The 25,372-nt window shown below is 73.6% G+C and carries 27 protein-coding genes; 8 read left to right on the forward strand and 19 right to left on the reverse strand.

What is annotated here, in order from left to right:
* Nucleotides 1-215: 215 nt before the first annotated feature.
* From EFE23_RS09005 to EFE23_RS09030, 6 genes are all read right to left on the reverse strand, one after another.
* Nucleotides 216-611 carry a hypothetical protein gene (locus tag EFE23_RS09005; protein WP_199736985.1) on the reverse strand — a complete coding sequence of 132 codons (396 nt, stop codon included), beginning with the start codon at nucleotides 609-611 and terminating at the stop codon, nucleotides 216-218.
* Between the two features lie 115 nt (nucleotides 612-726).
* Entirely contained in the window at nucleotides 727-1,680 is a 954-nt protein-coding gene (gene tatC, locus EFE23_RS09010) for a twin-arginine translocase subunit TatC (protein ID WP_123240451.1), read from the reverse strand.
* A 19-nt stretch (nucleotides 1,681-1,699) separates the two neighbouring features.
* On the reverse strand, nucleotides 1,700-2,002 hold the full coding sequence (tatA, locus tag EFE23_RS09015; RefSeq protein WP_123240452.1) for a Sec-independent protein translocase subunit TatA: 303 nt from the start codon (nucleotides 2,000-2,002) through the stop codon (nucleotides 1,700-1,702).
* 216 nt (nucleotides 2,003-2,218) lie between these two features.
* A complete protein-coding gene (locus EFE23_RS09020; protein WP_123240453.1) occupies nucleotides 2,219-2,467 on the reverse strand; it encodes a hypothetical protein in 249 nt (82 codons plus the stop codon).
* Between the two features lie 10 nt (nucleotides 2,468-2,477).
* The gene (locus EFE23_RS09025; protein WP_123240454.1) at nucleotides 2,478-3,485 is read right to left on the reverse strand and encodes a helix-turn-helix transcriptional regulator; all 1,008 of its coding nucleotides are present in this window, start codon (nucleotides 3,483-3,485) and stop codon (nucleotides 2,478-2,480) included.
* On the reverse strand, nucleotides 3,482-4,480 hold the full coding sequence (locus EFE23_RS09030; protein WP_123240455.1) for a helix-turn-helix transcriptional regulator: 999 nt from the start codon (nucleotides 4,478-4,480) through the stop codon (nucleotides 3,482-3,484). The genes EFE23_RS09025 and EFE23_RS09030 overlap by 4 nt, the downstream gene beginning before the upstream one ends.
* Nucleotides 4,481-4,669: 189 nt before the next feature.
* On the opposite strand from EFE23_RS09030, the gene EFE23_RS09035 reads away from it, so the two are divergent.
* Together EFE23_RS09035 and EFE23_RS09040 are read left to right on the forward strand one after the other, a co-directional pair.
* The gene (locus tag EFE23_RS09035; protein WP_123240456.1) at nucleotides 4,670-5,677 is read left to right on the forward strand and encodes a cation diffusion facilitator family transporter; all 1,008 of its coding nucleotides are present in this window, start codon (nucleotides 4,670-4,672) and stop codon (nucleotides 5,675-5,677) included.
* A 60-nt stretch (nucleotides 5,678-5,737) separates the two neighbouring features.
* Entirely contained in the window at nucleotides 5,738-6,823 is a 1,086-nt protein-coding gene (locus EFE23_RS09040) for a DUF3866 family protein (RefSeq protein ID WP_123240457.1), read from the forward strand.
* Between the two features lie 100 nt (nucleotides 6,824-6,923).
* Here the strand turns inward: EFE23_RS09040 and EFE23_RS09045 are convergent, their stop codons facing one another.
* From EFE23_RS09045 to pafA, 3 genes are all read right to left on the reverse strand, one after another.
* Nucleotides 6,924-8,033 carry a winged helix DNA-binding domain-containing protein gene (locus EFE23_RS09045; RefSeq protein WP_233600926.1) on the reverse strand — a complete coding sequence of 370 codons (1,110 nt, stop codon included), beginning with the start codon at nucleotides 8,031-8,033 and terminating at the stop codon, nucleotides 6,924-6,926.
* Nucleotides 8,034-8,111: 78 nt separating this feature from the next.
* Nucleotides 8,112-8,330: a hypothetical protein gene (locus tag EFE23_RS09050; RefSeq protein ID WP_123240484.1), complete on the reverse strand. Its 219-nt coding sequence runs from the start codon at nucleotides 8,328-8,330 to the stop codon at nucleotides 8,112-8,114.
* 59 nt (nucleotides 8,331-8,389) lie between these two features.
* Entirely contained in the window at nucleotides 8,390-9,748 is a 1,359-nt protein-coding gene (gene pafA / locus EFE23_RS09055) for a Pup--protein ligase (protein ID WP_123240458.1), read from the reverse strand.
* Between the two features lie 118 nt (nucleotides 9,749-9,866).
* On the opposite strand from pafA, the gene EFE23_RS09060 reads away from it, so the two are divergent.
* Entirely contained in the window at nucleotides 9,867-10,721 is an 855-nt protein-coding gene (locus EFE23_RS09060; protein ID WP_123240459.1) for a dTDP-glucose 4,6-dehydratase, read from the forward strand.
* Between the two features lie 42 nt (nucleotides 10,722-10,763).
* On the opposite strand, the gene EFE23_RS09065 is transcribed toward EFE23_RS09060, so the two are convergent.
* Complete coding sequence (locus EFE23_RS09065; RefSeq protein WP_233600927.1) at nucleotides 10,764-11,753, reverse strand: aldo/keto reductase; 990 nt, start codon at nucleotides 11,751-11,753, stop codon at nucleotides 10,764-10,766.
* Between the two features lie 81 nt (nucleotides 11,754-11,834).
* On the opposite strand from EFE23_RS09065, the gene EFE23_RS09070 reads away from it, so the two are divergent.
* A complete protein-coding gene (locus tag EFE23_RS09070) occupies nucleotides 11,835-12,809 on the forward strand; it encodes a LysR family transcriptional regulator (RefSeq protein ID WP_123240461.1) in 975 nt (324 codons plus the stop codon).
* A gap of 34 nt (nucleotides 12,810-12,843) precedes the next feature.
* Here EFE23_RS09070 and prcA read toward each other — a convergent pair whose 3' ends face one another.
* From prcA to arc, 6 genes are all read right to left on the reverse strand, one after another.
* On the reverse strand, nucleotides 12,844-13,680 hold the full coding sequence (gene prcA, locus EFE23_RS09075) for a proteasome subunit alpha (protein ID WP_123240462.1): 837 nt from the start codon (nucleotides 13,678-13,680) through the stop codon (nucleotides 12,844-12,846).
* A gap of 61 nt (nucleotides 13,681-13,741) precedes the next feature.
* A complete protein-coding gene (gene prcB / locus EFE23_RS09080) occupies nucleotides 13,742-14,581 on the reverse strand; it encodes a proteasome subunit beta (RefSeq protein WP_199736986.1) in 840 nt (279 codons plus the stop codon).
* The gene (locus tag EFE23_RS09085) at nucleotides 14,500-15,021 is read right to left on the reverse strand and encodes an endonuclease VII domain-containing protein (RefSeq protein ID WP_233600928.1); all 522 of its coding nucleotides are present in this window, start codon (nucleotides 15,019-15,021) and stop codon (nucleotides 14,500-14,502) included. The genes prcB and EFE23_RS09085 overlap by 82 nt, the downstream gene beginning before the upstream one ends.
* Nucleotides 15,022-15,208: 187 nt before the next feature.
* On the reverse strand, nucleotides 15,209-15,415 hold the full coding sequence (locus EFE23_RS09090; protein WP_046562769.1) for a ubiquitin-like protein Pup: 207 nt from the start codon (nucleotides 15,413-15,415) through the stop codon (nucleotides 15,209-15,211).
* Between the two features lie 117 nt (nucleotides 15,416-15,532).
* Nucleotides 15,533-17,050, reverse strand: a complete 1,518-nt coding sequence (gene dop, locus EFE23_RS09095; protein WP_123240465.1) for a depupylase/deamidase Dop — start codon at nucleotides 17,048-17,050, stop codon at nucleotides 15,533-15,535.
* Nucleotides 17,051-17,196: 146 nt separating this feature from the next.
* The gene (gene arc / locus EFE23_RS09100; protein ID WP_123240466.1) at nucleotides 17,197-18,978 is read right to left on the reverse strand and encodes a proteasome ATPase; all 1,782 of its coding nucleotides are present in this window, start codon (nucleotides 18,976-18,978) and stop codon (nucleotides 17,197-17,199) included.
* 177 nt (nucleotides 18,979-19,155) lie between these two features.
* Here arc and EFE23_RS09105 point away from each other — a divergent pair, with 177 nt between their 5' ends.
* On the forward strand, nucleotides 19,156-19,449 hold the full coding sequence (locus tag EFE23_RS09105) for a ferredoxin (protein WP_123240467.1): 294 nt from the start codon (nucleotides 19,156-19,158) through the stop codon (nucleotides 19,447-19,449).
* Between the two features lie 51 nt (nucleotides 19,450-19,500).
* Here the strand turns inward: EFE23_RS09105 and EFE23_RS09110 are convergent, their stop codons facing one another.
* The 3 genes from EFE23_RS09110 to EFE23_RS09120 all read right to left on the reverse strand — a co-directional run bounded on the left by EFE23_RS09110 (nucleotide 19,501) and on the right by EFE23_RS09120 (nucleotide 22,339).
* Nucleotides 19,501-20,073: a hypothetical protein gene (locus tag EFE23_RS09110; RefSeq protein WP_123240468.1), complete on the reverse strand. Its 573-nt coding sequence runs from the start codon at nucleotides 20,071-20,073 to the stop codon at nucleotides 19,501-19,503.
* A 158-nt stretch (nucleotides 20,074-20,231) separates the two neighbouring features.
* The gene (locus tag EFE23_RS09115; RefSeq protein ID WP_123240469.1) at nucleotides 20,232-21,191 is read right to left on the reverse strand and encodes a tRNA (adenine-N1)-methyltransferase; all 960 of its coding nucleotides are present in this window, start codon (nucleotides 21,189-21,191) and stop codon (nucleotides 20,232-20,234) included.
* Entirely contained in the window at nucleotides 21,188-22,339 is a 1,152-nt protein-coding gene (locus EFE23_RS09120; RefSeq protein ID WP_373683980.1) for a M50 family metallopeptidase, read from the reverse strand. Before EFE23_RS09120 ends, EFE23_RS09115 begins: the two co-directional genes overlap by 4 nt.
* 72 nt (nucleotides 22,340-22,411) lie before the next feature.
* Between EFE23_RS09120 and EFE23_RS09125 the strand changes: the two genes are divergently transcribed.
* The 3 genes from EFE23_RS09125 (at nucleotide 22,412) to EFE23_RS09135 (ending at nucleotide 25,297) form a co-directional block, all read left to right on the forward strand.
* The gene (locus EFE23_RS09125; RefSeq protein ID WP_123240470.1) at nucleotides 22,412-23,320 is read left to right on the forward strand and encodes a RecB family exonuclease; all 909 of its coding nucleotides are present in this window, start codon (nucleotides 22,412-22,414) and stop codon (nucleotides 23,318-23,320) included.
* 76 nt (nucleotides 23,321-23,396) lie between these two features.
* Entirely contained in the window at nucleotides 23,397-24,590 is a 1,194-nt protein-coding gene (locus tag EFE23_RS09130) for a sensor histidine kinase (RefSeq protein ID WP_123240471.1), read from the forward strand.
* Nucleotides 24,591-24,610: 20 nt separating this feature from the next.
* Entirely contained in the window at nucleotides 24,611-25,297 is a 687-nt protein-coding gene (locus EFE23_RS09135; protein WP_123240472.1) for a response regulator, read from the forward strand.
* The last annotated feature ends 75 nt before the right edge of the window (nucleotides 25,298-25,372 follow it).

Below are 25,372 nucleotides of genomic sequence, written 5' to 3' on the forward strand. Positions count from 1 at the left end.
TCACCGCAGCCCCCGCTCCGGCTGACGGCCCGTGGGCTGCGACGACGAACGCTCCGGCCACGGGTCCGGCGCCGCCCCAGACTATCGCCGGGCCGGGGCGGGGACGCTCGGATCCACGGAACCCACGCCGGCGTGCCCGTCCGCCCGGGTCGGCAGGTGGACCGACCGGGTACCCGGGGCGGGACAGGCGACCGCGCCGGTCGACCGGCCGACGGTCAGGAGGCCGTACGGCGCGGGCGGCCGTCGCGGGCGAGCGGGGCCAGCCGGCGCCAGCGCGGCAGCTCGGTGACCACCGTGGCCAGGGCCAGCACGGTGACCGCCACAGCCGCCGGCCGGGGCCAGGCCGCCCAGGCCGAGACCACCGCGGCGACCAGTTGCAGCAGCACCAGCCCGATGGTCACCATTCCGGGCACCGGCACCAGCACCTGCTTCTTGTCGCCGGGGGTGGCGAACACGGTGGGCAGGCCGATCAGCACCACCACCGAGGCGACGGCGAGGACCACGGAGTGCGGGGCGAGCGCCCACGGGGTGGCGACCCAGGCGACCAGTTCGGTCAGGAAGCGCAGCGCCGAGGCGAGGTCCGGGCGGCCGGGCGGGGGGTTGTCGATCACGGCCGCCAGTATGCCGCCGGTCCCCGCCGGACCGCCGGACCGCCGCGCTCGGACCCCGGGTATGCGAAACGCCGCCCCGGGCGGGGGCGGCGTTTCCGGTCGACGGCGGTGACCGTCAGGTCATGTCGTCGTAGCGGCGCTCGATCGGCGCGGGAGCGGCGATCGGCTGCGGCGCCCCGATCGGGGCGGACGCCTCCACCCGCCCGGCCGCCTCCACCGGCTCCACGGAGAGGTCCAGCGGCGACACCTCGTCGTCGGCGACGTCCGCGTAGATCTCCCGGCCCCGCCCGCGCCGCTTGTCGTTGAGGAAGGCCACCCCGACCGCGACGAAGTAGAGCAGCGAGAGCGCGGCGGCCAGCAGGGTCATGCCGAACGGACCCGGGTCCGGCGTGGCGACCGCGGCGAACGCGAAGGACACGAAGATCACCGCACGCCACCAGCTGAGCAGGCGCCGGGCGCTCGCCACCCCGGTGAAGTTGAGCATGAGCAGGATCAGCGGGAACTCGAACGCCACCCCGAACAACAGGATCATGTTGGTGACGAACCCGATGTACGCGCTGACCTCGAACTGGTTGGACAGCCCGCCCACCCCGGACTCCATGAGGAACCCGAGGCCCTTGTCGACCACGAAGTAGGCCAGCACCCCGCCGGCCGCGAACAGCGGCGCGGCGATCGACACGAAGACGTAGGCCCACTTGCGCTCGTGCCGGTGCAGGCCGGGGGCGATGAACGCCCAGAGCTGGTAGAGCCAGACCGGCCCGCCGATGATCAGGCCGAGCCAGAGCGCCAGCTTCAGCTTCAGCACGAAACCGGTGGTCGGCGCCAGCGCCAGCAGGTCCTGGCAGTGCCCCGCCGCGTCGAGCGTGCCGGGCAGCCGGCAGTACGGCCGTTTGAGTAGCAGGAACACCGGGTCGGCGAGCCAGAAACCGGCGATCAGGCCCGCCACGATCGCCAGCGAGGCGCGGAACAGCCGGTTGCGCAGCTCACGGATGTGCTCCATGAGCGTCATCGAGCCGTCGGCGGCCCGCTCGAAGTCGCTCGGGCCGCGCTTCTTCAACCCGAAGGCCACGGTGTGAGGCCCTCTCGGATCAGTTCTCGCGGACGCGCTGCACCGGGTCGACCGGCGGGGCGACCGGCTGCTGCGGCTGCGGGGCGAACTGCTGCTGCGGCTGCGCGTACTGCTGCTGCGGCGGGAGCGGCTGGTAGCCGGCCTGCGCGTCGGCCTTCTCGGCCAGGTCGCGGTCGTCGTCGTGCAGGCTCTTGGTCTCGGCCTTGATGATCCGCAGCGAGCGGCCCAGCGAACGGGCCGCGTCGGGGAGCCGCTTCGCGCCGAAGAGCAGGATCAGCACGACCACGAGTACGGCGATGTGCCACGGCTTGAGGGCACCCATGGGAAGCTCCAGTCGGTCAGTGTGGTGAAGGGGTGGTCGCAGCCCATCGTACGTGCGCGCATGAGCCTTGCCACCCCACCCGGCCCCTCGATGCGGGCCCGGCCGGTGAAGTTTCGACCAACCCGAACTGTCCCGTCAACCACCCGTCCGGGCGCGATCCTGCGCGAAGTCGCCCCGGAACGCGCAGCCGGTGCGCGCCGGACCGACCGCTGTCGATCACCTACCGCGCCTGGCCTTGATCAACGTCATCCGCTCCTGCACGACGACGACCCGCTCCTGCAGCGCCTCCGCCCGCTCCTGGAGCGACTCGGCGGCCGAGCGCAGCGCCTCCGCCTCGGCCTGGCGACCCTGCAGCGCGAGCGCCGCCCGGCGCAGCCGGGGCAGCCGCGCCAGCACCGGCCGGACCGCCAGGGCCAGCACGACGACGGCGAACACCACGACCCCGACCACGATCCACGTCACCACGGCGGTCAGCCTACCGGGGGACGCCGGCCACCGCCGGGTCGGCGCGCTCGGCCGGCGACGCGTACGCGTCCAGCGCGGCGACCGCCTGGGCGCGGACCTGCTCGGCCAGCTCGGCGGGCGCCAGCACGGTGACGTCCGAGCCGAGCCCGAGCACGAACCGCCGCGCCCAGCCCAGGTCGGTGACCCGCAGGGACACCAGCCACTGCTCGCCGTCGGCCTCGACCCGCTCGCACGGGTAGTACTCGGTGATCCACCGCTCGCCCCGGCCGATCCGCAGGGTGATCAGCGGCAGGTCGGGCGAGGGGCGGAACACCCCGTCGCTGAGGTCGTGCGGGCGGGCCTGCGGGGGCACCACGGCCGGCTCGGCCAGCTCGGTGATCGCGTCGATCCGGTCGGCCCGGAACAGCCGGACCGCCTCGGCCCGGCGGCACCACGCCTCCACGTACGCCCGGCCGCCCACCATCAGCATCCGCAGCGGGTCGATGGTCCGCTCGGTGGTCTCGTCCCGGGCCGCCGTGTAGTAGGTGATCCGCAGCGCCCGGCCGCGCTCCACGGCGGCGCGCAGCTCGCGGACCCGGGCGTTGTCCCCGGGCAGCCGCACCTCGACCGGCGCGCCGGCCAGGTCACCGGCCGCGCTCTCGATCTTGGCCAGGGCCCGCTCCACGGCCTCCCGGTTGGCCACCCCGGGCGTCTCGGCGAGCATCCGCAGCGCCACCACCAGCGCGAGCGCCTCGTCCGGGGTGAGCCGCAGCGGACGGTCGATGCCGGCGTCGTAGGTGATGGTCACCCGGTCACCGTCGAACGCCATGTCGATCAGGTCGCCCGGCCCGTAGCCGGGCAGCCCGCACACCCAGAGCAGCTCCAGGTCCTCGCGCAGCTGCTTCTCGGTCACCCCGAGGTCCCGCGCCGCCTCGGCGATCTCGATGCCGGGGCGGGCCAGCAGGTAGGGCACCAGGTTGAGCAGCCGGGCCAGCCGGTCCGCCGAGGTGCGGCCACCCCGGGCCGCCGGGCGGGTCACCGGACACCCCCGGGCGCCGCCAGCTCGTCGTGCCGGGCGACGATCTCCTTCAGCCGTTGGATCACGGCCTCGCGTACCTCCGGCGGGTCCAGCACCCGCACGTCCGGGCCGTAGCCGGTGAGCTGGCCGGCGAGGAAGTCCGCGTCGGCGTACGGCAGCACCAGACGGTCGCCGTCCGGCCCGGCGGTGGACTGCACCGCCCAACGGCGCAGCCCGGCGGCCCGGCCCGGGGCGACCAGCACGGTGGCCCGCCCGGTCCGCTCGACCGGCCCGGACCAGCGGGCGACGTGGCTGATCAGGTCCACCCCGGCGGGCGGCTGGTACGCCCCCGGGTCACCGGTCGCCCGCACCGCGCCCACCACCCGGGAGAGCCGGAAGCAGCGGGTGGCCGCCCGGTCCAGGTCGTGCCCGACCACGTACCACCGGCCGCGCCAGCAGACCACGCCCCAGGGCTGCAGCCGGCGGCGCGTCGGCGCGTCCCGGTCCGGCACCCGGTAGTCGAAGTTGACCTCCCGGCGGTCCCGGGCCGCGGCGGTCAGCGGGGCGAACGCCGGGTCGACCGTGACCATCGGCTCCACGCCGAGGGTCGCCTGCGGGTCCACGTCGATGCCGGCGGCGCGCAGCTTGGCCAGCCCGGAGGAGGCGGCGGTGGCCAGGCCGGCGTGCTGCCACAGCCGGGCGGCGATGCCCACCGCGGCGGCCTCGTCCGGTTCGAGGGGGATGTCGGGCAGCGCGTACTCCCGGTGGGCGATCCGGTAGCCGGGCTCGGCGTCGAAGACGCTGGCCGTCCCGGTCTCCAGGGGCACCCCCAGCTCACGCAGCTCGGCCTTATCCCGTTCGAACTTGCGCTGGAACGCCTCGTGGTCCTTGACGTCGTCCGGGTCGTGCTCGTAGCCGGGCACGGTCGCGGCGATCTGCGCGGCGGTGAGGAACCGTCGCGTGGAGAGCAGACAGATCACCAGGTTGACCAGGCGTTCGGTACGGATCCGCGACACGCCTGAACGCTAGCAGCCCGCGCGGCGTGAGCGTGCACCCCGCGCGGGCGCGCCGCACGGGGGGGGCCACCGCTCCCGGTCGCGGCGCGCGCCGAGCCCGAGGTACCTCGCCAGGCGATCCGCGCCACACCGCCCCCGGCCGGCTCCGCTCACCGCGCGGACCACCGGGACCGGCCATAGGGTGAGCGCATGTCGGAAGCGGAGGCCAAGGCCGAGAGCGTCGGCACCGTCGTGGTGGCCGGCGCGGCGAACCTCGCCATCGCGGTCGCCAAGCTGGTCGCCGGCCTGATCTCCGGCTCCGCGGCGATGCTCTCCGAGGCCGCCCACTCGCTCGCCGACACCACCACCGAGGTGCTGCTCTACCTGGCGTTGCGGCGGGGGGCGCGGCCCGCCGACCGCCGGCACCCGTTCGGGTACGGCAAGGAGAGCTACGTCTGGGCGTTCCTGGCCGCCCTGTTCACCTTCGTCGTCGGGGCGGGCTTCGCCATCACCCACGGCGTCACCACGATCCTCGTGCACGAGCACACCGGGAACTATCGGGCCTCGTACCTCGTGCTGGCGATCTCGTTCGTGATCGAGTCGGTGTCGCTGGCTCGGGCGATCCGGCAGGTACGCCGCGAGTCCCGCCGCTGGCGGTCCAGTCCGCACCGCTACCTGCGGCTGACCCCGGACACCACGGTGAAGGCGGTCTTCCTGGAGGACAGCGCGGCCCTGGTCGGCCTGCTGATCGCCGGCGTCGGCCTCGGGCTCTCCGAACTCACCGCCGACGAGCTCTACGACGGCATCGCCTCGATCCTGATCGGCGTGCTGCTGCTGGTGGTCGCCGGCATCCTGGCCCGGAGCAACATCTCACTGCTGGTGGGCCGGGCGGTGTCCGACCGGGTGCACCGGCGGATCGAGGAGGAGCTGGAGGCGCTGCCGGAGGTGGACCGGGTCGACACGCTGATGACCATGCTGCTCGGCCCGGAGGACATCCTGGTCGCCGCCAAGGTCGACTTCTGCGACGACGCCACCGCCGCCGACATCGAGGCCGCCGCCGACGAGGCCGAGCGGCGGCTCACCGAGCACTACCCGGAGATCGCGTACGTCTTCCTCGACCCCACCCGCTCGATGCGCGGCCCCGAGGGGCATCGGGCCCGGCCGACCCAGGACGAGAACCAGCGCCCGGTCGACGAGCCGGCCGGGGGCGGCTCCTGACCCGACGGCCGGGCGACCCGGCCGCGCCCGGCCCGTCCCCGGGTCGATAGCGTGCCGGGCATGGTGCGATGGCGGTCCGGAACGGTGGCGGCGGTACGGCGGCGGTGGGCCGGCGCGGCCGAACTCGACGTCGACCTGCCCGACGGCGGCCGGCTGCGCGCCCTGGCCTACCCGGCGCTGGTCGGCGACCCGGTGCCCGGCGACCGGGTGCTGCTCAACGCCGGCGCCCTGCTGATGGGCCTGGGCACCGGCGGATACGCCCTGGTCGTCGCCCTGCCCGACCGGCTGCCGGCCGACCCGCCGCAGGCCGCCGACACCCGCGACGCCGGCCACCTGGTCAAGGCCCGCTACACGCCGCTGCAACCGATCCTGCTCGGCGTGGACGAGGAGGCCTCCCCGCACCACGAGCTGCTGGCCGCCGCCGAGAGCCTGGACGGGCTGCCGGTGGTCACCGCCGACCTGCACTCCGCGCTCCCGGCGATCCTCGCCGGCATCCACGCCGACGCCCCGCACGCCCGGGTGGCGTACCTGCTCACCGACGGCGGGGCGCTGCCCGCCTGGTTCTCCCGCACCCTCGCCGGGCTGGCCGGACACCTCGTCGGCACGGTCACCGTCGGCCAGGCGTTCGGCGGCGACCTGGAGGCCGCCACGCTGCACAGCGGGCTGCTCGCCGCCCGGCACGTGCTGCGCGCCGACGTCGCGATCGTCGCCCAGGGACCGGGCAACCTGGGCACCGGCACCCGCTGGGGATTCTCCGGGGTGGCCGTCGGCGAGGCGGTCAACGCCGTGGCGACCCTCGGCGGGCGGGCGGTCGGCTCGCTGCGGATCTCCGACGCCGATCCCCGCCCCCGGCACCGGGGCGTCTCCCACCACAGCCTCACCGCGTACGGCCGGGTCGCCCTCGCCCCGGCCGAGCTGGTCGTGCCCGCCGGGCTCGAACCGGCGCTCGCCGCCCGGCTGGTGGCGGACCTGGCCCCCCTCGCCGAACGGCACCGGATCGTCACCGTGCCCACCGACGGGCTCGACGCGGCGCTACGGGCCAGCCCGGTGGGGTTGTCCACGATGGGACGCGGGCTCGACGCCGACCACGCCTACTTCCTGGCCGCGGCCGCCGCCGGCCGGCACGCCGCCGCCCTCGCCGGCTGACCCGCTCCCTCGGGCTCCCCCGGCCATCTCGCCGAGGTGGCGGGCGCGGGCACCGGTGGACACCGCCAGATCGCCGACTCGATCACCCCACCGGCCGGTGTCAGTCGAAGCGCACCGTCCGTTCGGGCTGGTCCGGGCAGACGAAGTTGAGCAGGCGGCCGGCCTCAGCCGCCAGCGCCTCCCGGTCGGCCCCGCCCAGCGACCGGAAGGGGCGCACGCGCAGCGTCGCTGTGCCGTCCTCCCGGTCGACCGCCCAGGTCCCGGCCACGAATCCGTCCACCAGCACCGTCGCGGCCACCGCCGGCGTGAGCACCCGACGGCGCTCCACATCGCCGAGCACCCGGGTCCGGTCGGCGTACGCCAGCAGGAGGTTGTCGTACTCCGGAAGCAGCCGGGGCGGCGCCGGCGTGTCGGGGTCGGGCCGCTCCGCGTCCGGCAGGTCGAACAGCTCCCGCCCCTGCTCGTCGCGGAACACCCGCAACTCGCCCCGGATCGGCTCGACCACCTCGGCCAGCCGGGTCAGTCCCGACCAGGCCTGCACGTCCGCGACGCTCGCCGGCCCGAACGCGGCCAGATAGCGGCGGACCAGCACGGCCGGATCGGCCGGCACCGGCGGGGCGGCGAGCCACTCCTGCGCGAGCGCGCACGGACCGTCCACCCGGCCACCCCAGGTGCCCGCCGGCGGCAGGTGCACCAGCGGCAGCAGGTACTGCACCGAGTGCAGCAACGCGCTGCGGTCATGGTCCGGCCAGCGCCTTGCCAGCAGCTCCCGCAACCGGGTCCGGCTCAGCGGCTCCCTGGCCAGCAGCTCGGCCGCGTGCGCCACCAGGTCGGCCGGGTCGACGCCCGCGGTGGCCCGGCCCGCGAACTGCCGCTGCAGCCGCGCCATCAGCGGTTGCAGCAGCGGGCGCAGCCACCGGTAGTCCGCCGCCGCGGTCACGTGCAGGGTGCCGCGCACGGTGGTCGCCCGCACCACCTGCCGCCGCAGCAGCAACCCGGTCAGGTCGTCACGGCCGAACCCGGCCACCCGTGACCACAACCCCAGGTAGGGCGCGGCCGGCACCTGGCCCTGCAACCCGACCAGCCGGCGCACCACGTCCAGGGCCGGCTGGTCGGTCCGGTCGAGCAGGAACTGGCGGGCGACCGTGGCCCGGTTCAACGCCCGACGGGACAGCACCGGCACCCCGGCCGCGACGCGACGCTCCGGCACCCGCGGCTCCTCCCGTGCCAGGACCGCGTACCCGGCCCTCGTGGCGCAGAGGCTAACGTCGGCCCCCGACAGAACCGCTCACCCGAAGTAGAGGATCAACCCCAGCCAGGCGACCACGATGAGGATCAGCGCGGCCGCCAGCACCCAGGTCGGCACCGCGTACTCGCCGCGGCGGTTCCGCTCGATCTCGGCGCGGATCTTCTCCCGGCGCCGGTCGATCCAGTTGAGCTTCTCGGTGCCGGAGTCGCGGCCCGGCCGGGGCTCACGATCGCGGTCGGAGGGTTCGGAAGTGTTCATCGCGACGCCAGCGTACCGGTGGGTGGGCGGCCGGTGCCGCCCACCGGCCGCCCCCGCCGTCACATGCTGGCGATCAGCCGCTCCACCCGCTCGTCGTACGCCCGGAACGGGTCCTTGCACAGCACCGTGCGCTGGGCCTGGTCGTTCAGCTTCAGGTGCACCCAGTCGACGGTGAAGTCGCGCCGCTTCTCCTGCGCGTGCCGGATGAACTCGCCGCGCAGCCGCGCCCGGGTGGTCTGCGGCGGCGTCTCCTTCGCCTCGAAGATCTCCGGGTCGGTCGCCACCCGGTCCACCTCGCCCCGCCGCTCGAGCAGCCCGTACAGGCCGCGCCCGCGCCGCAGGTCGTGGTACGCCAGGTCCATCTGCGCCACCCGCGGATGCGACAGCGGCAGGTCGTGCTTGCGCTGGTACCGCTCGATCAGCTTCAGCTTGGTCACCCAGTCGATCTCGCGGGCCACCGGGTCCAGGTCACCGGTCTCCACCGCGCGCAGCACCCGGGCCCACAGGTCCACCACCCGCTTCGCGGTCTGGTCCCCACCCCGGCGCTCCACGAACTCCGTCGCCTTGGCCAGGTACTCCTGCTGGATGTCCAGCGCGGACACCTCCTTGCCGGAGGCCAGCCGCACCTTGCGCCGGCCGGTGATGTCGTGCGACACCTCGCGGATCGCCCGGATCGGGTTCTCCAGCGTCAGGTCACGCATCACCACCCCGGCCTCGATCATCCGCAGCACGATGTCGGCGGTGCCGACCTTGAGCAGGGTGGTGACCTCGTTCATGTTCGAGTCACCGACGATCACGTGCAGGCGGCGGTAGCGCTCCGCGTCCGCGTGCGGCTCGTCCCGGGTGTTGATGATCGGCCGGCTGCGGGTGGTCGCCGAGGACACCCCTTCCCAGATGTGCTCCGCCCGCTGCGACAGGCAGTAGACCGCCCCGCGCGGCGTCTGCAGCACCTTGCCCGCGCCGCAGATCAACTGCCGGGTGACCAGGAACGGGATCAGCACGTCCGCCAGCCGGCCGAACTCCCCGTGCCGGGACACCAGATAGTTCTCGTGGCAGCCGTACGAGTTGCCGGCCGAGTCGGTGTTGTTCTTGAACAGGTAGATCTCACCCGCGATGCCCTCGTCGTGCAGCCGCTTCTCCGCGTCGACGAGCAGCCCCTCCAGGATCCGCTCGCCCGCCCGGTCGTGCGCGACCAGGTCGGTCACCGAGTCACACTCGGGGGTCGCGTACTCCGGGTGCGAGCCCACGTCCAGGTAGAGCCGGGCGCCGTTGCGCAGGAACACGTTGCTCGACCGGCCCCACGACACCACCCGCCGGAACAGGTACCGCGCGACCTCGTCGGGGGACAGCCGGCGCTGCCCGCGATAGGTGCAGGTGACGCCGTACTCGGTTTCGAGGCCGAAGATTCGCCGATCCATGATGTGACATTAGCCGCCCGAGGCACCGGATGGGCAGCGCTCAACCCGCTGGTCTCACCCGCGGCGGCCCCTGGCAATCCCACGGCCTCCCGCTCCCGCCGCCGGTACCGTCCCAGCCGTGAGGATCCTGGTCACCGGCGGCGCCGGCTTCATCGGGTCCGCGTACGTGCGGCGGCTGCTCACCGGCGCCGAGCCGGACCTGCCGGTGGACGCCGTCACCGTGCTCGACGCCCACACGTACGCGGCCACCGAGGCCGCCCTCGACCCGGTCCGCGCCGCCCCCCGACTGCGGGTGGTACGCGGCGACGTCCGCGACGCCACCCTGGTCAACGCCGCCCTGCGGCACGGCGTCCGCCGACACGTGCAGGTCTCCACCGACGAGGTGTACGGCTCGATCGCCACCGGCGCCTGGACCGAACAGGCCCCGCTGGACCCCAGCTCCCCGTACTCGGCCAGCAAGGCCGCCGGTGACCTGCTCGCCCTCGCCTACCACCGCACCCACGGCCTCGACGTGGTGGTCACCCGCGGCGCCAACACCTACGGGCCGTACCAGTACCCGGAGAAGATCGTGCCGCTCTTCGTCACCAACCTGCTCGACGGCCACGACGTCCCGCTGTACGGCGACGGCGGCAACGTCCGGGACTGGTTGCACGTCGACGACCACTGCCACGGCATCGCCCTGGCGCAGGTCCACGGCCAGCCCGGCGGCGTCTACCACCTCGGCGGCGGCGCCGAACTGACCAACCGGGAACTCACCGGGCGGCTGCTGGCCGCCTGCGGCGCGGGCTGGGACCGCGTCCGGCCGGTCGCCGACCGCAAGGGCCACGACCGCCGGTACGCGCTGGACGTCACCACCACCCGCCGGGAGCTGGGCTGGTCCCCCACCGTCGACCTGGACACGGGGCTCGCCGCCACCGTCGACTGGTACCGCGCCAACCGAGACTGGTGGCAGCGGCTCAAGCCGCGGCCCTGACCCGCCGCCGGCGCCACCGACCGTCCCACGCAGTCCCGCTGGTCAGCCGGAAGGCGCGCGCGCACCGCGCACGACTCCGTGCGCCGCGAAGGAGCGCCGGTCACCGGCCCAGGCGTCCCGGGGCATGGCGGAGTCCAACCGAGCGAGGTCGTCCGCCGACAGGGTGACGGCCGCTGCGGCGACGTTCTCCGCGACCCGCCCGGCACGCCGGGTGCCCGGAATCGGCACCACGTCCGGGGCCTCGGCCAGCAGCCAGGCGAGTGCCAGCTGGCGGGCGGTGACACCACGCTCGCCGGCCAGCCCGCGGATCGCCTCGACCAGGGCCAGGTTGCGCCCCAGCGCGGGGCCCGAGAACCGGCCGTCCCCGTGCCGGAAGTCCCCGGCGCCGAAGCCGCCGGCCGGCATCGCCCCGGTGAGCAGCCCGCGACCCAGCGGGCTGTACGGCACCAACCCGATGCCCAGCTGCCGGGCCACCGGCAGCACGTCGTCCTCGACCTCGCGCCAGGACAGCGACCACTCGCACTGCAGGGCCGCGATCGGGTGCACCGCGGCGGCCTGCCGCAACTGCTCCGGGCCGAGTTCCGAGACGCCGAGATGGCGTACCTTGCCCGCGGAAACCAGTTCGGCCATGGCGCCCACCGAGTCGGCCAGCGGCACCTGCGGGTCCACCCGGTGCAGGTAGTACAGGTCGATGACCTCCACCCCCAGACGCCGCAGCGACGCGTCGCAGTACGCCCGGACCCGGTCCGGGTGGGCGTCGAGCCGGACGCCGCCCGGATCCCGGACGATGCCGAACTTCGTGGCCAGCACGACCTCGTCGCGGCGGCCGGCGACCGCCCTGCCGACCAGTTCCTCGTTGCGGCCCCCGCCATAGCTCTGCGCCGTGTCGATCATCGTCACCCCGAGCTCGATGGCGCGCCTGATCGTGGCGACCGACTCGTCCTCGTCCGCCGGGCCGTAGCCCTGGGACAGGCCCATGCAGCCGAGACCGATCGCCGAGCAGAACAGCTCTCCCAGATGTCGTCGTTCCATGCCACCAAGCCTCGGGCCCGATCCGGTCAGCTGTCCAAGACACAGTTGTGACCGGATCCATCGCGCCCGATTCTGAATCACATGGAACTACGGCATCTCCAGTACTTCACCGCCGTCGTACGCTGCGGCGGATTCACCCGGGCCGCCGAGCAGCTGCGGATCGCGCAGCCCGCGGTGTCGGCGCAGATCCGCCAGCTCGAACGGGAACTCGGCGTGACCCTGCTGGCCCGCACCACGCGCCGGGTCGCCCTCACCCCGGCCGGTGAAGCGTTCCTGAGCCGGGCCGAACGGATCCTCGCCGAGGTCGCCGCCGCCCGCGACGAGGCCGCCGAGCTCGCCGGCGCGCTGCGCGGCCGGGTGGCGCTGGGCGCGACCCCGGTGCTCGGCCCGCTGGCGCTGCCGGAGACGCTGTCCCGCTTCCACCAGCGGCATCCGGGCATCTCGGTGACCCTGCGCTCCGGACTGGTCGCCGCGCTGCTGGCCGAACTCGACCAGGGGCGGCTCGATCTGGTCGTCGGGCCGTTGCACACCGACCTGCCGGCCCGGTACCGCACGCAGCCGCTGTCCGAGGAGGAACTGCTGCTGGCCACGCCGCCCGGGCACCGGCTGGCCCCGCGCGCGGCGGTCTCCCTGGCCGCGCTGCGGGACGAGCCCTTCGTCTGCCTGCCCGCCGGCAGCGGCCTGCGTACCCTGCTCGACCAGGCGTGCGCCGCCGCCGGGTTCACGCCCCGGGTCCAGTTCGAGACGCACAGCCCCGCCAGCATCAGGGAACTGGTCAGCTGCGGGCTCGGCGTGGCGCTGCTGGCCCGCTCGGCGACCCGGGTGGCCGGACCGCCGATCGCCACGGTCACGACGCGACAGCCGCTACGACACCCGCCGATCGGGCTGATCCACCTCGGGGACCGCCGACTCACGCAGGCCGCTGAGGCGCTGCGACGCCAGCTGGCCGCGACCTCCCCGGGCGCCCCGCCGTCGGACGCCGCCGGGACCGACGCTCCGCCGTCCCGCCGAGCCGAGGTACCGGCCGACGGGCGCGGCGCTGCGGCGCCCCGCTGAACAGGCACACCGGCCGGCGCGGCCAGGCGTCACGTCACTCGCCGGCCTGCTCCTCCTGCTGCTGGCCCTCCAGGTCCGCCGAGCCGGCCGAGGTGGTCGGCTTCCCCGCCTCCTCGGTGGGCACTGTCGGGGTCTTCGCCCGGCCCGGAGCCGGCGCGGTGTCCGCGGCCGCCTCCCCGTCCAGCAGCGCCGTCAGGGCCGCCCCGGTGATCCGGCGGAACGTCCGCCCCACCCGGCGGCGGTCCAGGACCGCCACCTCCAACTGGTTGGCGGCGATGGTACGGCTCGCGCCGCCCTCCCCGCCCACGCTGCTCAGCGCCTTGACCGCGGCCCGGACCGCCTCGGACAGCGACATGTCCGGCCGGTGCTCGTTCTTCAGCACCCCGGTGATCGCCTCGGCCTGCCCGCCCATCGCCATCCGGCCCGGCTCATCGTTGACCGACCCGTCGTAGGTCAGCCGGTAGAGCGAGTCGTCGTCCGGCGTCGCGCCCACCTCCGCCACACAGATCTCCACCTCGAACGGCTTCGACTGCTCGGTGAAGATCGCGCCCAGCGTCTGCGCGAACGCGTTCGCCAGGCCCAGGCCGGTCACGTCCCGCCGGTCGTAGCTCAGGCCGTTCAGGTCGGCCATCCGCACCCCGGCGCGGCGCAGGTTCTCGAACTCGTTGTACCGGCCCACCGCGGCGAAGCCGATCCGGTCGTAGATCTCACTGACCTTGTGCAGGGTGCTGGACAGGTTCTCCGCGACGAAGAGCACCCCGCCCTCGTAGCTCAGGACCACCGCGCTGCGGCCCCGGGCGATGCCCTTGCGAGCCAGCTCGGAACGGTCGCGCATGATCTGCTCGGGCGAGGCGTAGAACTGCATGGCCACGGCGGCGGGTCTCCTTCGGGCGCTGTGCTGCGGACTGCTGACGGGTCGGGCGGGAGCGGGGTCAGCCGCCGGGATTCTCCATCCGGCCGGCCACGACGCTCTCCGCGATGGCCGCCGTCTCGGCGTCGGTGAGCCGGTGGGTGCCCTCCGCCGTCGCGGTCATCACCACCGGGTAGATCCTGCGGGTCAGATCCGGCCCGCCGGTCGCGGTGTCGTCGTCGGCGGCGTCGTACAGCGCCTCGACGGCGAGCCGCACCGCGTCGTCGATCGACAGGCCCGCCCGGAACCGCTTCTTCAGCGCCGACTTGGCGAACAGCGAGCCGGAGCCGATCGCGTCGTAGCCGGTCTCCTCGTACGGACCGCCGGTCACGTCGAAGCTGAAGATCCGGCCGGCCCCCGCCGGGTCGCTCGCCGCCAGGTCGAACCCGGCGAACAGCGGGATCACCGCGAGGCCCTGCATCGCCGCGCCCAGGTTGCCCCGGATCATCGAGGCCAGCCGGTTGGCCTTGCCGTCGAGCGAGAGCATCGCGCCCTCGATCTTCTCGTAGTGCTCCAGCTCCACCTGGAACAGTCGCATCAGCTCGATGCCGATGCCCGCGGTGCCCGCGATGCCGACCAACGAGTACGCGTCGGCCGGGTGCACCTTCTCGATGTCCCGCTGGGCGATCAGGTTGCCCATCGTGGCCCGCCGGTCGCCGGCCATCACCACACCACCGGCGGCCGAGATGGCCACGATGGTGGTCGCGTGCGGCGCCATGTCGGCGGCCATGCCCGGCGGCAGGGGCCGGCGGCCGGGCAGCATCTCGGGGGCCACCTTGCTCAGGAACGCTGTGAAGGAGGACGTCCCCGCGTTGGTGAACACATCTGGTAGACGCCCGGATGGATCAAAACCCGCTGCCACGTGGTTCCTCTCAGGTACGTGATCGCCCTGGCCAGCCTCACGGGACTGTCCCGGAACTGGCCAAGACCACCGTTGCAGTTGAAGCAGAGTATCCCGCGCACCCAGCCGGTGCGATGATCGTGGTCCAGATGTTGGGGGTCGTCGCCGCCGCAGATCGCGCAGACGCCGCCCTGCTCGGCCAGGAGCTCCTGGAACTCCTTCTCCCCCACGCCGTAGCGCTGGCGCAAGTGGTACTCCCGAAACCCCCCGTGCAACCGGAGCTTGCTCTCCTTGCCCTTCTCGTTGTGGCAAGGCTTGCAGTATCGGCCGTAGCCGCCGCGGCCCGAACGGTTACGCGGAAAGTCGCCGAGCGCCTTGGTCTCACCGCACGTCGGGCAGCGACGGTGGCCGTCCGGCACCACCGGCAGCTCGCGCACGTCCCGGCCGTGCTTCTCCTTCAAGCGTTTGGCATAGCTCGCCCGCGAGCGCAGGTTGAAGCATGGCTTGCAATAGCTGCCGCGCCCGTCCGGCCGACGGCTGTTCGCACAGAACTCATCGAGCGGCTTCCACTCATCGCAGTCTCGGCAGCGACGGCGTCCGTCTCGATCGTCGAGAGCCCGAGGCATGTCCGATTTGCGCCGCTAAGCCCTATTCACCCCCTTTTTGAACATATCCCCTCACGAACTCCTCTGCGTTCTCCTCCAGGACGGAGTCGATCTCGTCGAGCAGATCGTCGACGTCCTCGGTGATCTCGGCGTGCCGCTCGGCAACCTCGGGGTTGGCCTGCGCGGTGACCTCCTCGACCTCCTCGTGCGACTTGCCGGACTGGGTCTGCCCGCCCTCTTGCGTCGCCATGGTGGTGCCTCCTCCACGATCGCCCTGCGATCAACTTACCTCGCGGGAGCGACGAAAGGCCCGTCGCGCGCCGGGTTCCTCGGCGCGGGACGGGCCTTCCGGTACGCGACGGCCCGCTCAGCCGCCGGTCAGCATCTCCAGCAGGTCCTTGGCGGTGTCGCAGCGGTCGAAGAGCTGCCCGACGTGCTTGCGGGTGCCCCGCTCCGGCTCCATCATCGGCACCCGGACCAGCGACTCCCGGCCCACGTCGAAGATGACCGAGTCCCAGCTCGCGGCGACCACCTCGGAGGCGTACTGGGCGAGGCAGCGACCCCGGAAGTAGGCCCGGGTGTCCTCCGGCGGCTCGGTCATCGCGCTGCGGGTCTGCTCGTCGGTGAGCAGCGTCTTCATCGAGCCGCGCTGGACGAGGCGGTGGTAGAGGCCCTTCTCCGGCCGCACGTCCGAGTACTGCAGGTCGACCAGTTGGAGCTTGTGCGAGCCCCAGCCGAGCTTCTCCCGCTCCCGGTAGCCCTCCAGCAGCCGCAGCTTGGCCACCCAGTCCAGTTCGTCGGCGCAGAGAAAGGCGTCCCGGCCGAGCCGGTCGAGGACGCTCTCCCAGCGGTCGAGGACATCCGCGGTCTGCGCGTCGACGTCGTCGCCGTAGCGGTCGTCCACGAAGGACCGGACCCGCTCCAGGTAGGCCCACTGCACGTCCAGGGCGGTGAGCTTCCGCCCGTCGCGCAGCCGCATGAGGTGCTTGAGCGACGGGTCGTGGCTGACCGCCCGCAGCTCGCTGACCGGATCGGCGATGCCCAGGTCGGTCCCGAGCGCCTTCTCCTCGATCATGGTGAGGATCAGCGCCGTGGTGCCCACCTTGAGGTAGGTGGAGATCTCCGACAGGTTGGCGTCGCCGATGATGACGTGCAGCCGGCGGTACTTGTCGGCGTCGGCGTGCGGCTCGTCGCGGGTGTTGATGATCGGCCGCTTGAGGGTGGTCTCCAGCCCCACCTCGACCTCGAAGAAGTCGGCCCGCTGGGAGATCTGGAAGCCGCTCTGGCCGCCGTCCTGGCCGATCCCGACCCGGCCGGCGCCGCAGACCACCTGCCGGGTGACGAAGAACGGCGTCAGGTACGCCACGATGTCGGCGAACGGGGTCTGGCGCCGCATCAGGTAGTTCTCGTGGGCGCCGTAGCTCGCGCCCTTGTTGTCGGTGTTGTTCTTGTAGAGGTGGATCGGGTGGGTGCCCGGGATGGTGGCGGCCCGCCGGGCCGCCTCGGCCATCACCCGCTCGCCGGCCTTGTCCCAGCGCACCACGTCGAGGGGATTGGTCACCTCGGGGGTGGAGTATTCGGGGTGGGCGTGGTCGACGTAGAGCCGGGCGCCGTTGGTGAGTATGACGTTGGCCAGCCCCAGGTCCTCGTCGGCGAGCGCCTCGGCCGGGTCGTACGCGGCGCCGGAGTAGGTGAAGCCGCGGGCGTCGCGCAGCGGCGACTCCTCCTCGTAGTCCCAGCGGGCCCGGCCACCCCGGTTGAGTTCGGGCCGCGCCCCGTAGGCGTTGACCACCTGCGAGGAGGTGACCATCGGGTTGGCCCCGGCCTGGCCGGGCACGGAGATGCCGTACTCGACCTCGGTGCCCATGATCCGTCTGACGCTCATCGACCTGCCTGCTCCGCTCGCCCGTCCCGGTCCCCCGTCACGTCGAGCGTAGTCGCCGTGACGCGCGGAAGGGGCGCGGCGGGCCGGGCGGGGTACGCGCGGAGGCCCGCGGCGCACGCGCCGCGGGCCTCCGTCCTGCCGTCGGATTACAGGTACTGGCCGGTGTTGCTGGCGGTCTCGATGGACCGGCCGGCCTCGGCGCCCTTGCCGCCGGAGACGAGCGTGCGGATGTAGACGATCCGCTCGCCCTTCTTGCCGGAGATGCGCGCCCAGTCGTCGGGGTTGGTGGTGTTGGGCAGGTCCTCGTTCTCGCGGAACTCGTCGACGCAGGCGTCGAGGAGGTGCTGCAGGCGCAGTCCCTTGCGCCCGGAGGTGAGGAACTCCTTGATGGCCATCTTCTTGCCCCGGTCGACGATGTTCTGGATCATCGCGCCGGAGTTGAAGTCCTTGAAGTAGAGGACTTCCTTGTCGCCGTTGGCGTAGGTGACCTCGAGGAAGCGGTTCTCCTCGGTCTCCGAGTACATCCGCAGGACGACCGCGTCGATCATCGCCGCCACGGTGGCCTGCGGGTCGCCGCCGTGCTCGGCGAGGTCGTCGGCGTGCAGCGGCAGGCCCGCGAGGATGTACTTGGAGAAGATGTCCTTGGCCGCCTCGGCGTCCGGCCGCTCGATCTTGATCTTCACGTCGAGCCGGCCGGGGCGCAGGATCGCCGGGTCGATCATGTCTTCCCGGTTGGAGGCGCCGATGACGATGACGTTCTCCAGGCCCTCGACGCCGTCGATCTCGCTGAGCAGCTGCGGAACGATGGTGTTCTCCACGTCGGAGGAGACGCCGGAGCCGCGGGTGCGGAAGACGGAGTCCATCTCGTCGAAGAACACGATCACCGGGGTGCCCTCGCCGGCCTTCTCCCGGGCCCGCTGGAAGATCAACCGGATGTGCCGCTCGGTCTCGCCGACGTACTTGTTGAGCAGCTCGGGGCCCTTGATGTTGAGGAAGAAGCTGGTGTGCTTCTCCTCGCCGCGCCGTTCGGCGATCTTCTTGGCGAGGGAGTTGGCCACCGCCTTGGCGATCAGCGTCTTGCCGCAGCCGGGCGGACCGTAGAGCAGGATGCCCTTGGGCGGCCGGAGCTGGTGCTCGCGGAACAGGTCGGCGTGCAGGAAGGGCAGCTCCACCGCGTCACGGATCTGCTCGATCTGCGCCTGGAGGCCACCGATGTCGGTGTAGTCGACGTCGGGCACCTCCTCCAGGACGAGTTCCTCGACCTCGCTCTTCGGGATCCGCTCGTACGCGTACGCCGAGCGGGGCTCGATCATGAGCGAGTCGCCGGCCCTTATCGGCGAGCCGATGAGGGTCTCGGCGAGGTGCACGATCCGCTCCTCGTCGGAGTGCGAGACCACCAGGGCCCGGTCGCCCTGAGCACCGTCGGGACCCGCCAGGATCTCCTTGAGCATCACCACCTCGCCGACCCGCTCGTAGCCGAGCGCGTCGACGATGTTGAGCGCGTCGTTGAGCAGGACCTCCTGGCCACGGCGCAGCTCGTCGACCTCCAGCGAGGGCGAGACGGCCACCCGGAGCTTGCGCCCGCCGGTGAACACGTCCACCGTGCCGTCATCGTGCTTGGCCAGGAAGACGCCGTAGCCGCTCGGCGGCTGGGCGAGACGGTCGATCTCCTCCTTGAGCGTCACGATCTGCGCGCGAGCCTCCTTGAGGGTGCTCACGAGCCGTTCGTTGTTCTCGGTCAGCCGCGCCAACTGGGCCTGGGTGGCCGCCAGCCGCTCCTCGAGCTGCCGGACGTGTCGGGGGCTTTCGGTCAACTTGCGCCGCACCAGAGCGAGTTCCTCTTGAAGGAACGCGACCTGCGTGGAGAGATCGTGGGCCTCCTTCTCCCACCGTGCGGCGCGCGAGTCCGCGTCGTCGCTGCGTGCCACGTCCCACCTCCCCGGGGGGCTTGAACGTTCTGAGCTAACACTAGCCGCTATGAGCCCGATTCGGTCCCACGCAACGCGCTCGTCACCGAAGCTTGATCGCCAAGGGCTGGTCAACGGGCGGTTACCGGCGTTCGGGTACCGTCGGGGCGTGGGACGGGAGAACATGGGGGGTGCTTCGTGACCGACGTCACGACGGACCAGCTTCAGGTCTGGGTCGACCAGGACCTCTGCACCGGCGACGGGCTGTGCGTGCAGTACGCGCCGGAGGTCTTCGAGTTCGACGTCGACGGCCTGGCGTACGTCAAGGGCCCGGACGGCGAGCTGCGGCAGGCGGCGGGCGCGCGGGTCGACGTGCCGGAGCACCTGCGCCTCGAGGTGATCGACTCGGCGAAGGAGTGCCCGGGCGAGTGCATCCACGTGGTGCGCGCGAGCGACGGCGCCGAGGTGGCCGGCCCGGAGGCCGACGACTGACGGACGGACGGAACGCGGGCCGGGGACGAACGTCCCCGGCCCGCGTCCTTCTCAAAGCATGGGACGACCGACCACCGACGCGACAAGTCGGGCGAACTCCTCCAACCGCGCGATCTGTCCGGCCCCGCCGTCGTCCAGGGTCTTGCCGAAGCGCAACGCGTCGTGCCGGGGCGCGCCGGCCACCTCGTCGCCGGGCGGCGCCTCGTCCAGCGAGGTGAGCAGCAGGTAGACGTCGATACTGTCGACCCGAACCACCCCGGTGTCACTGCGGGTGAGCCGCCGCCGGCAGCCGACCTCGGTGACCGTGGAGACCGGCACCACCCGCAGCGACGAGGTCATCGAGCCCGGCGGCCCCTCCCCCGGCGGCACGTCCTCGCCGTGCCAGAGGATCAGCCGGCTGCCGTCGCAGACGACGACCTCCTGCCAGACGCCGTTGACCTCGTTGACGAAGCGTTCCAGGGTGAAGCCGAGCACGGAGGCTCCGCGCAGCACGCCGCCGAGGGCGTCCAGGGCGATGTCGGGGTCCCGCAGGTAGGCCCGGGCCGCCGACTCCAGGTCGGCGTAGGGCGACCAGTCGGGAAAGACCGCGGGCAGGTCGCCGTTGCCGTAGCCGGGGCTGCTCACGCCAGCGCCTCCCGGTGTTCCCGCCGCTGCCGGTCCCGTCCGACGGGGCGCCGGCCGCGCGCCCCGATCCGTCCGCTCATGCCACCGTCTCCGCCCGTCCGGTGTGGTCGCCGCCGGGACACATGATCCACCCGCTCATCCCCGTCCGTGCTGCGGGGTCACGGCTGCTCCGGTTCCCGCTCCGCCCCGGCCGCCGCCTGCCGGGCCGCCTCCGCCTCACGCAGCGCCTGCCGGCGCTGGACGTACGCCTCGGTGCCCTTGCTGGGCTTGCGCCGCCGCGGCGGCGCGGTGACCCCGGGGGCGAGTTTGCGCGCCGAGACCAGGAACGCGGTGTGCGCGATCATGCGGTGGTCGGGACGGACGGCGAGCCCCTCGGCGTGCCAGTCCCGCACCAGCGACTCCCAGGCCCGCGGCTCGGTCCAGCCGCCCCGCTCGCGCAACGCCTCCACCAGCTCGGACAGCTGCGGGGTGGTGGCCACGTACCCGATGAAGACGCCGCCGGGCACGAGCGCCCGCTCGACCATGTCGAGGGTCTCCCACGGGGTGAGCATGTCCAGGATGATCCGGTCGAAGCCGGTCTCGGAGCACTGGGCGACGTCGCCGACCTGCAGCCGCCAGGCCGGGTGCGGGCCGTTGAAGAACGCCTCGACGTTGCGCCGGGCGATCTGCGCGAAGTCCTCGCGGACCTCCCAGGAGTGCAGCTCGCCCTCGGTGCCGACGGCGCGCAGCAGCGAGCAGGAGAGGGCGCCGGAACCGGCGCCGGCCTCGAGGACCTTCGCGCCGGGGAAGATGTCGCCCATGGCGACGATCTGCGCGGAGTCCTTCGGGTAGATCACCTGGGCGCCGCGCGGCATGGAGAGCACGTAGTCCGACAGCAGCGGACGCAGCGCCAGGAAGGCGGTGCCGCCGCCGGCGGTGGTGACCACACTGCCGTCGGGCAGGCCGATCAGCGTGTCGTGCTTGAGGATCCCCCGGTGGGTGTGGAACTCCTTGCCGGGCTCCAGCGTCACGGTGTGCATCCGCCCCTTGGGGTCGGTCAACTGCACCCGGTCGCCGGGGCGGAACGGCCCCCGGTGGACCGGTGGCAACGCCGGGACGGTGGAGATTTCTGCGGTCACGTGTTCGTCTTCCGTTTGGGTTCCAGGAGCTGAGCCAGATCCGCGATGTGCAGGACGCCGACGACATCTTCGCCTGCCGTCACGACGTACTGCGCGCCCGGGTGGGTCCGCACGGTCTCCAGCACGTGCTCGCCGTCGGCGCCGACCGGCAGCGCGGGCAGGCTGCCCAGGTCGCGGGAGACCGCGTCAACGGCGAGCCACGGCCGCCGTTCCGGGGGTACGGCCTCCGCGCGCGCCGGGTCGACCAGGGCGACCGGCCGCCCGGCGGCGTCGACCACGGTGAGCGCGGCGCGGGGCGCGGGGGCCTCGGCGCGCCGGCGCTGCGCCTCGGCCAACGGGGTGCCGCTGGGCACCGGGAGCAGCGGGCGGGCCAGCCGGAACAGGTCGACCAGCGGGAGCCGGCGACTGATCCGGGCCAGCCGGATGGACTGGCCGGCGCCGCGCCAGAGGGTGACGGCGACGAGCAGCATCAGCGGCAGGGCGAGCGGGGCGATCGCCCGGCGCAGGGTGAGCAGCACCACGACAGCCAGGGTGGCCACGGCGAGGGCACGGCCGATCCAGCCGGCGACCTCGGTGCCCCGGTGCCGGTCCCGGGTGAGCGCCCACACGGCGGCGCGCAGCGCCCGGCCGCCGTCCAGCGGCAGCCCGGGCAGGCTGTTGAAGACGGTGACCACGACGTTGCACACGGCGAGCTGGAAGGCGAGCTGGTGGGCGAGGGTGCCGACGGGCAGCGCGACGGTGGCGGCCACGGCGGCCGCGCCGAGCACCGCGGAGACCGCCGGGCCGGCGAGGGAGACCAGCAGGTCGACCTTGGGGGTGGGGGCGTCCCGGTCCATCTCGGTGTAGCCGCCGAGCAGCTCCAGGGTGATCCCCCGCACACCCATGCCGTACCGGCGGGCGGTCAGCGCGTGCCCCAGCTCGTGCAGCAGCACCGAGCCGAGCAGGGAGACCGCGAAGCCGAGGCCGACCAGGTAGCCGCCGAGGTGGCCGAGGTCGAGCTGGCGGCGGGCCAGGGCCGCGTACAGGATGGTGACGACCGCGGTGAGCAGCAGCATCGAGGCGTCCACCCGCAGCGGCACGCCGCCGACCCGGGCGACGGTCAGCCGGGTACGGCGCCGCGGCCGGGTCCTCTGCTCCACCGGGTCGATGCTACGCGGGGCGGATCATCACCCGGTGCGGCGACGACGGCCCTGTCACACCGGTGCCCTAACCTTCCGGACATGACGGCGGAACCGGTGATCGACGCGCAGGAAACCCCGGCGACCCCGCCGCCCACGGTGCGGGCGTCGCTGTCGCCGTCGCGGGCGGCGGACTTCAAGACCTGCCCGCTGCTCTACCGCTTCCGCAGCATCGACCGGCTGCCCGAGCGGCCGACCGTGGAGCAGGCCCGGGGCACCCTGGTGCACGCGGTGCTGGAGCGGCTGTTCGACCTGCCGGCGGCGGCGCGGACCCCGCAGTCGGCCGGCGACCTGGTGGCCCCGCAGTGGGACCGGCTGGTCACCGAGCAGCCGGAGCTGGCGACCCTGTTCGCCGAGGGCGACGCCGCGGGGGTGGCCGAGTTCCTCCGCTCCGCCGCGGCGCTGCTGGAGGGCTACTTCGCGGTGGAGGACCCGCGCCGGCTGGAGCCGGCCGAGCGGGAGGCGTTGATCTCCGCGGTGGTCGACGAGGAGCTGCTGATCCGCGGCTACCTGGACCGGCTCGACGTGGCCCCGGACGGCGCGCTGCGGGTGGTCGACTACAAGACCGGCGGGGCGCCGCGGGAGGCGTTCGAGGCGCGCGCGCTGTTCCAGCTCAAGTTCTACGCCCTGGTGCTGTGGCGGACCCGGGGCGTGGTGCCGCGGGTGCTGCGGCTGCTCTATCTCAAGGACGCCGAGGTCTGCGACTACGCCCCGGACGCCGAGGAGCTGGTGCGGTTCGAGCGCACGGTGGTGGCGCTCTGGCAGGCCATCGAGCAGGCCACCGCGCGGCAGGACTTCCGCCCCCGGCCCAGCCGGCTCTGCGACTGGTGCAGCCACCAGGCGCTCTGCCCGAGCTTCGGCGGCACCCCGCCGCCGTTCCCGGCCGCCGGCGCCGGTGACCCGCTGGCGGACGCCCGGTCCCGCCCGGCGGCCCCCGGCGCGGACGAGTGACCCTCCTCCCTGAGGAGGAGGCGGGGTTCGGCGTCGGCGACGACGGGCCCGGCCGGGCGGCGGCTAGCGTCGTGGCATGACCAACCGGGTGCGCGTGTGGGCGCGTCGTCGCCCACTGGCCACCGACGCCGCGTTCGCGGTCGCCCTGGTGCTGGTGGAGGCGGTGTTCCTGCTGCTGGCCCCGCGCGAGCTGCGACCGGCGCAGCTCTGGTCGGCGCTGGGCTGCAGCGCGCTGTCCGCCGCCCCGGTGGCGGCCCGCCGGGTCGCGCCGTGGCTGGCGGTCGCGGCCGCCCCGGTCATCCTGGCCGTGCTGGCGCCGCTGCGACACACGCCGGCCACCCAGGGGCTGGCCTACGTCGTGCTCACCTACACCATGGCCGCGCACCGGCGGGCCCGGTCCGCGGCCGTGGCCGCCGCGCTGCTGTGGCTGCCGGTGCTGCTGGTCAACGTCCTCGCCCCGCCGGCGAGCGCGGTCCGGGTCGGCCCGGCGCTGCTGGTGCTCAACAATCTGCTCACCGCGGCGGTGGCGTACGCGGTGGGGCGGGCGGTGCGGGCCCGCCGGCAGTCCACGCGGATACTGCGGGAGCGGGCCCGGATCGCCGAGGCGACCCAGCGGTCCCTCGCCGAGCAGGCCGTCGCCGACGAGCGGCGGCGCATCGCCCGCGAGCTGCACGACGTGGTGGCCCACCAGGTGAGCGTGATGGGGGTGCTGGCCACCGGGGCCCGCCGGGTGCTGCGCCGGGACCCGGACGCCGCCGACGCGGCGATGGCCACCGTCGAGGAGACCGGCCGGGCTACCCTGCGCGAGCTGCGCCGGCTGCTGGACGTGCTGCGCACCGACGCCGAGACCGACGCCGACCTGGCTCCCCAGCCGGGGCTCACCGGCATCGAGGCCCTGGTGAAGCAGGTGCGCGAGGCCGGGCTGCCGGTGACGCTGCGGGTGGACGGCTCCCCGGCCCCGCTGGCCGAGGGCGTGGCGCTGGCCGTCTACCGGGTGATCCAGGAGGCGTTGACCAACGCGCTCAAGCACGCCGGCCGGGCCACCGCGCTGGTCCGGCTCACCTGGACCGACGGCTTCCTGGCGGTCGAGGTGACCGACACCGGCCGGGGTCCGGGCCCGGCGGCCGACCGGATCGGGCACGGCCTGGTCGGGATGCGGGAGCGCGTCGCCCTCTACGGTGGGGTCCTGCGGACGGGTCCGCGACCCGGGGGCGGCTTCCGGGTGTACGCGCGGATTCCGCTCGAGTCGGCCGGGGCGGTCCCGGCATGAGCGCCGACGGGGGACGAGGGATGACCGACAGCGCGGCGGCGGCACGGCCGGTCCGGGTCCTGCTCGCCGACGACCAGCCGCTGCTGCGTACCGGCTTCCGGATGGTGTTGGGCACCGAGGACGACCTGGACATCGTGGCGGAGGCCGGGGACGGCCTGGAGGCGGTGGAGCTGTCCCGCCGGCTGCTGCCGGACGTGGTGCTGATGGACATCCGGATGCCCCGGATGGACGGGGTGGCGGCGACCCGGGCGATCGTGGACGCCCGGCTGCCGGTGCGGGTGCTCATCCTCACCACCTTCGACCTCGACGAGTACGTGGTCGGCGCGCTGCGGGCCGGGGCGAGCGGGTTCCTGGCCAAGGACGTGCCGGCGGAGGACCTGGTCACCGCGATCCGGACGGTGGCGGCCGGGGAGGCGGTGGTGGCGCCGCGGATCCTGCGCCGCCTGCTGGACCGGTTCGCGGACGTGCTGCCGGACCCGGCGGCCACCCCGCCGAAGGCGTTGCACGCGCTGACCGACCGGGAGCGCGAGGTGCTGGTGCAGGTGGCGCGGGGGCTGTCGAACGCCGAGATCGCCCGGGCGCTGTCGGTCAGCGAGACGACCATCAAGACCCACGTCGGGCACGTGCTGACCAAGCTCGGGTTGCGTGACCGGGTGCAGGCCGTGGTGCTGGCGTACGAGACGGGGCTGGTCCGCCCCGGAGCGTGAGCGTCCGGGGTGGCAGCGGTCACCTACCGTGACCATCGGGCGGGCGGCGAGGTTGACCATGACGCAACGTGAGGC

Source organism: Micromonospora solifontis, assembly GCF_003725545.1.
In the GTDB taxonomy this organism is placed as follows: Bacteria; Actinomycetota; Actinomycetes; order Mycobacteriales; family Micromonosporaceae; genus Micromonospora; species Micromonospora solifontis.

Coding starts and splice junctions, on each gene's coding strand:
- EFE23_RS09040 (WP_123240457.1), top strand. CDS start 5,738: ATGGTGCGATGGCGGTCCGGAACGGTGGCGGCGGTACGGCGGCGGTGG.
- EFE23_RS09065 (WP_233600927.1), bottom strand. CDS start 11,753: ATGGAACGACGACATCTGGGAGAGCTGTTCTGCTCGGCGATCGGTCTC.
- EFE23_RS09050 (WP_123240484.1), bottom strand. CDS start 8,330: ATGAACACTTCCGAACCCTCCGACCGCGATCGTGAGCCCCGGCCGGGC.
- dop (WP_123240465.1), bottom strand. CDS start 17,050: ATGAGCGTCAGACGGATCATGGGCACCGAGGTCGAGTACGGCATCTCC.
- pafA (WP_123240458.1), bottom strand. CDS start 9,748: ATGGATCGGCGAATCTTCGGCCTCGAAACCGAGTACGGCGTCACCTGC.
- EFE23_RS09125 (WP_123240470.1), top strand. CDS start 22,412: ATGACGGCGGAACCGGTGATCGACGCGCAGGAAACCCCGGCGACCCCG.
- EFE23_RS09090 (WP_046562769.1), bottom strand. CDS start 15,415: ATGGCGACGCAAGAGGGCGGGCAGACCCAGTCCGGCAAGTCGCACGAG.
- EFE23_RS09070 (WP_123240461.1), top strand. CDS start 11,835: ATGGAACTACGGCATCTCCAGTACTTCACCGCCGTCGTACGCTGCGGC.
- EFE23_RS09035 (WP_123240456.1), top strand. CDS start 4,670: ATGTCGGAAGCGGAGGCCAAGGCCGAGAGCGTCGGCACCGTCGTGGTG.
- EFE23_RS09135 (WP_123240472.1), top strand. CDS start 24,611: ATGACCGACAGCGCGGCGGCGGCACGGCCGGTCCGGGTCCTGCTCGCC.
- tatA (WP_123240452.1), bottom strand. CDS start 2,002: ATGGGTGCCCTCAAGCCGTGGCACATCGCCGTACTCGTGGTCGTGCTG.
- EFE23_RS09130 (WP_123240471.1), top strand. CDS start 23,397: ATGACCAACCGGGTGCGCGTGTGGGCGCGTCGTCGCCCACTGGCCACC.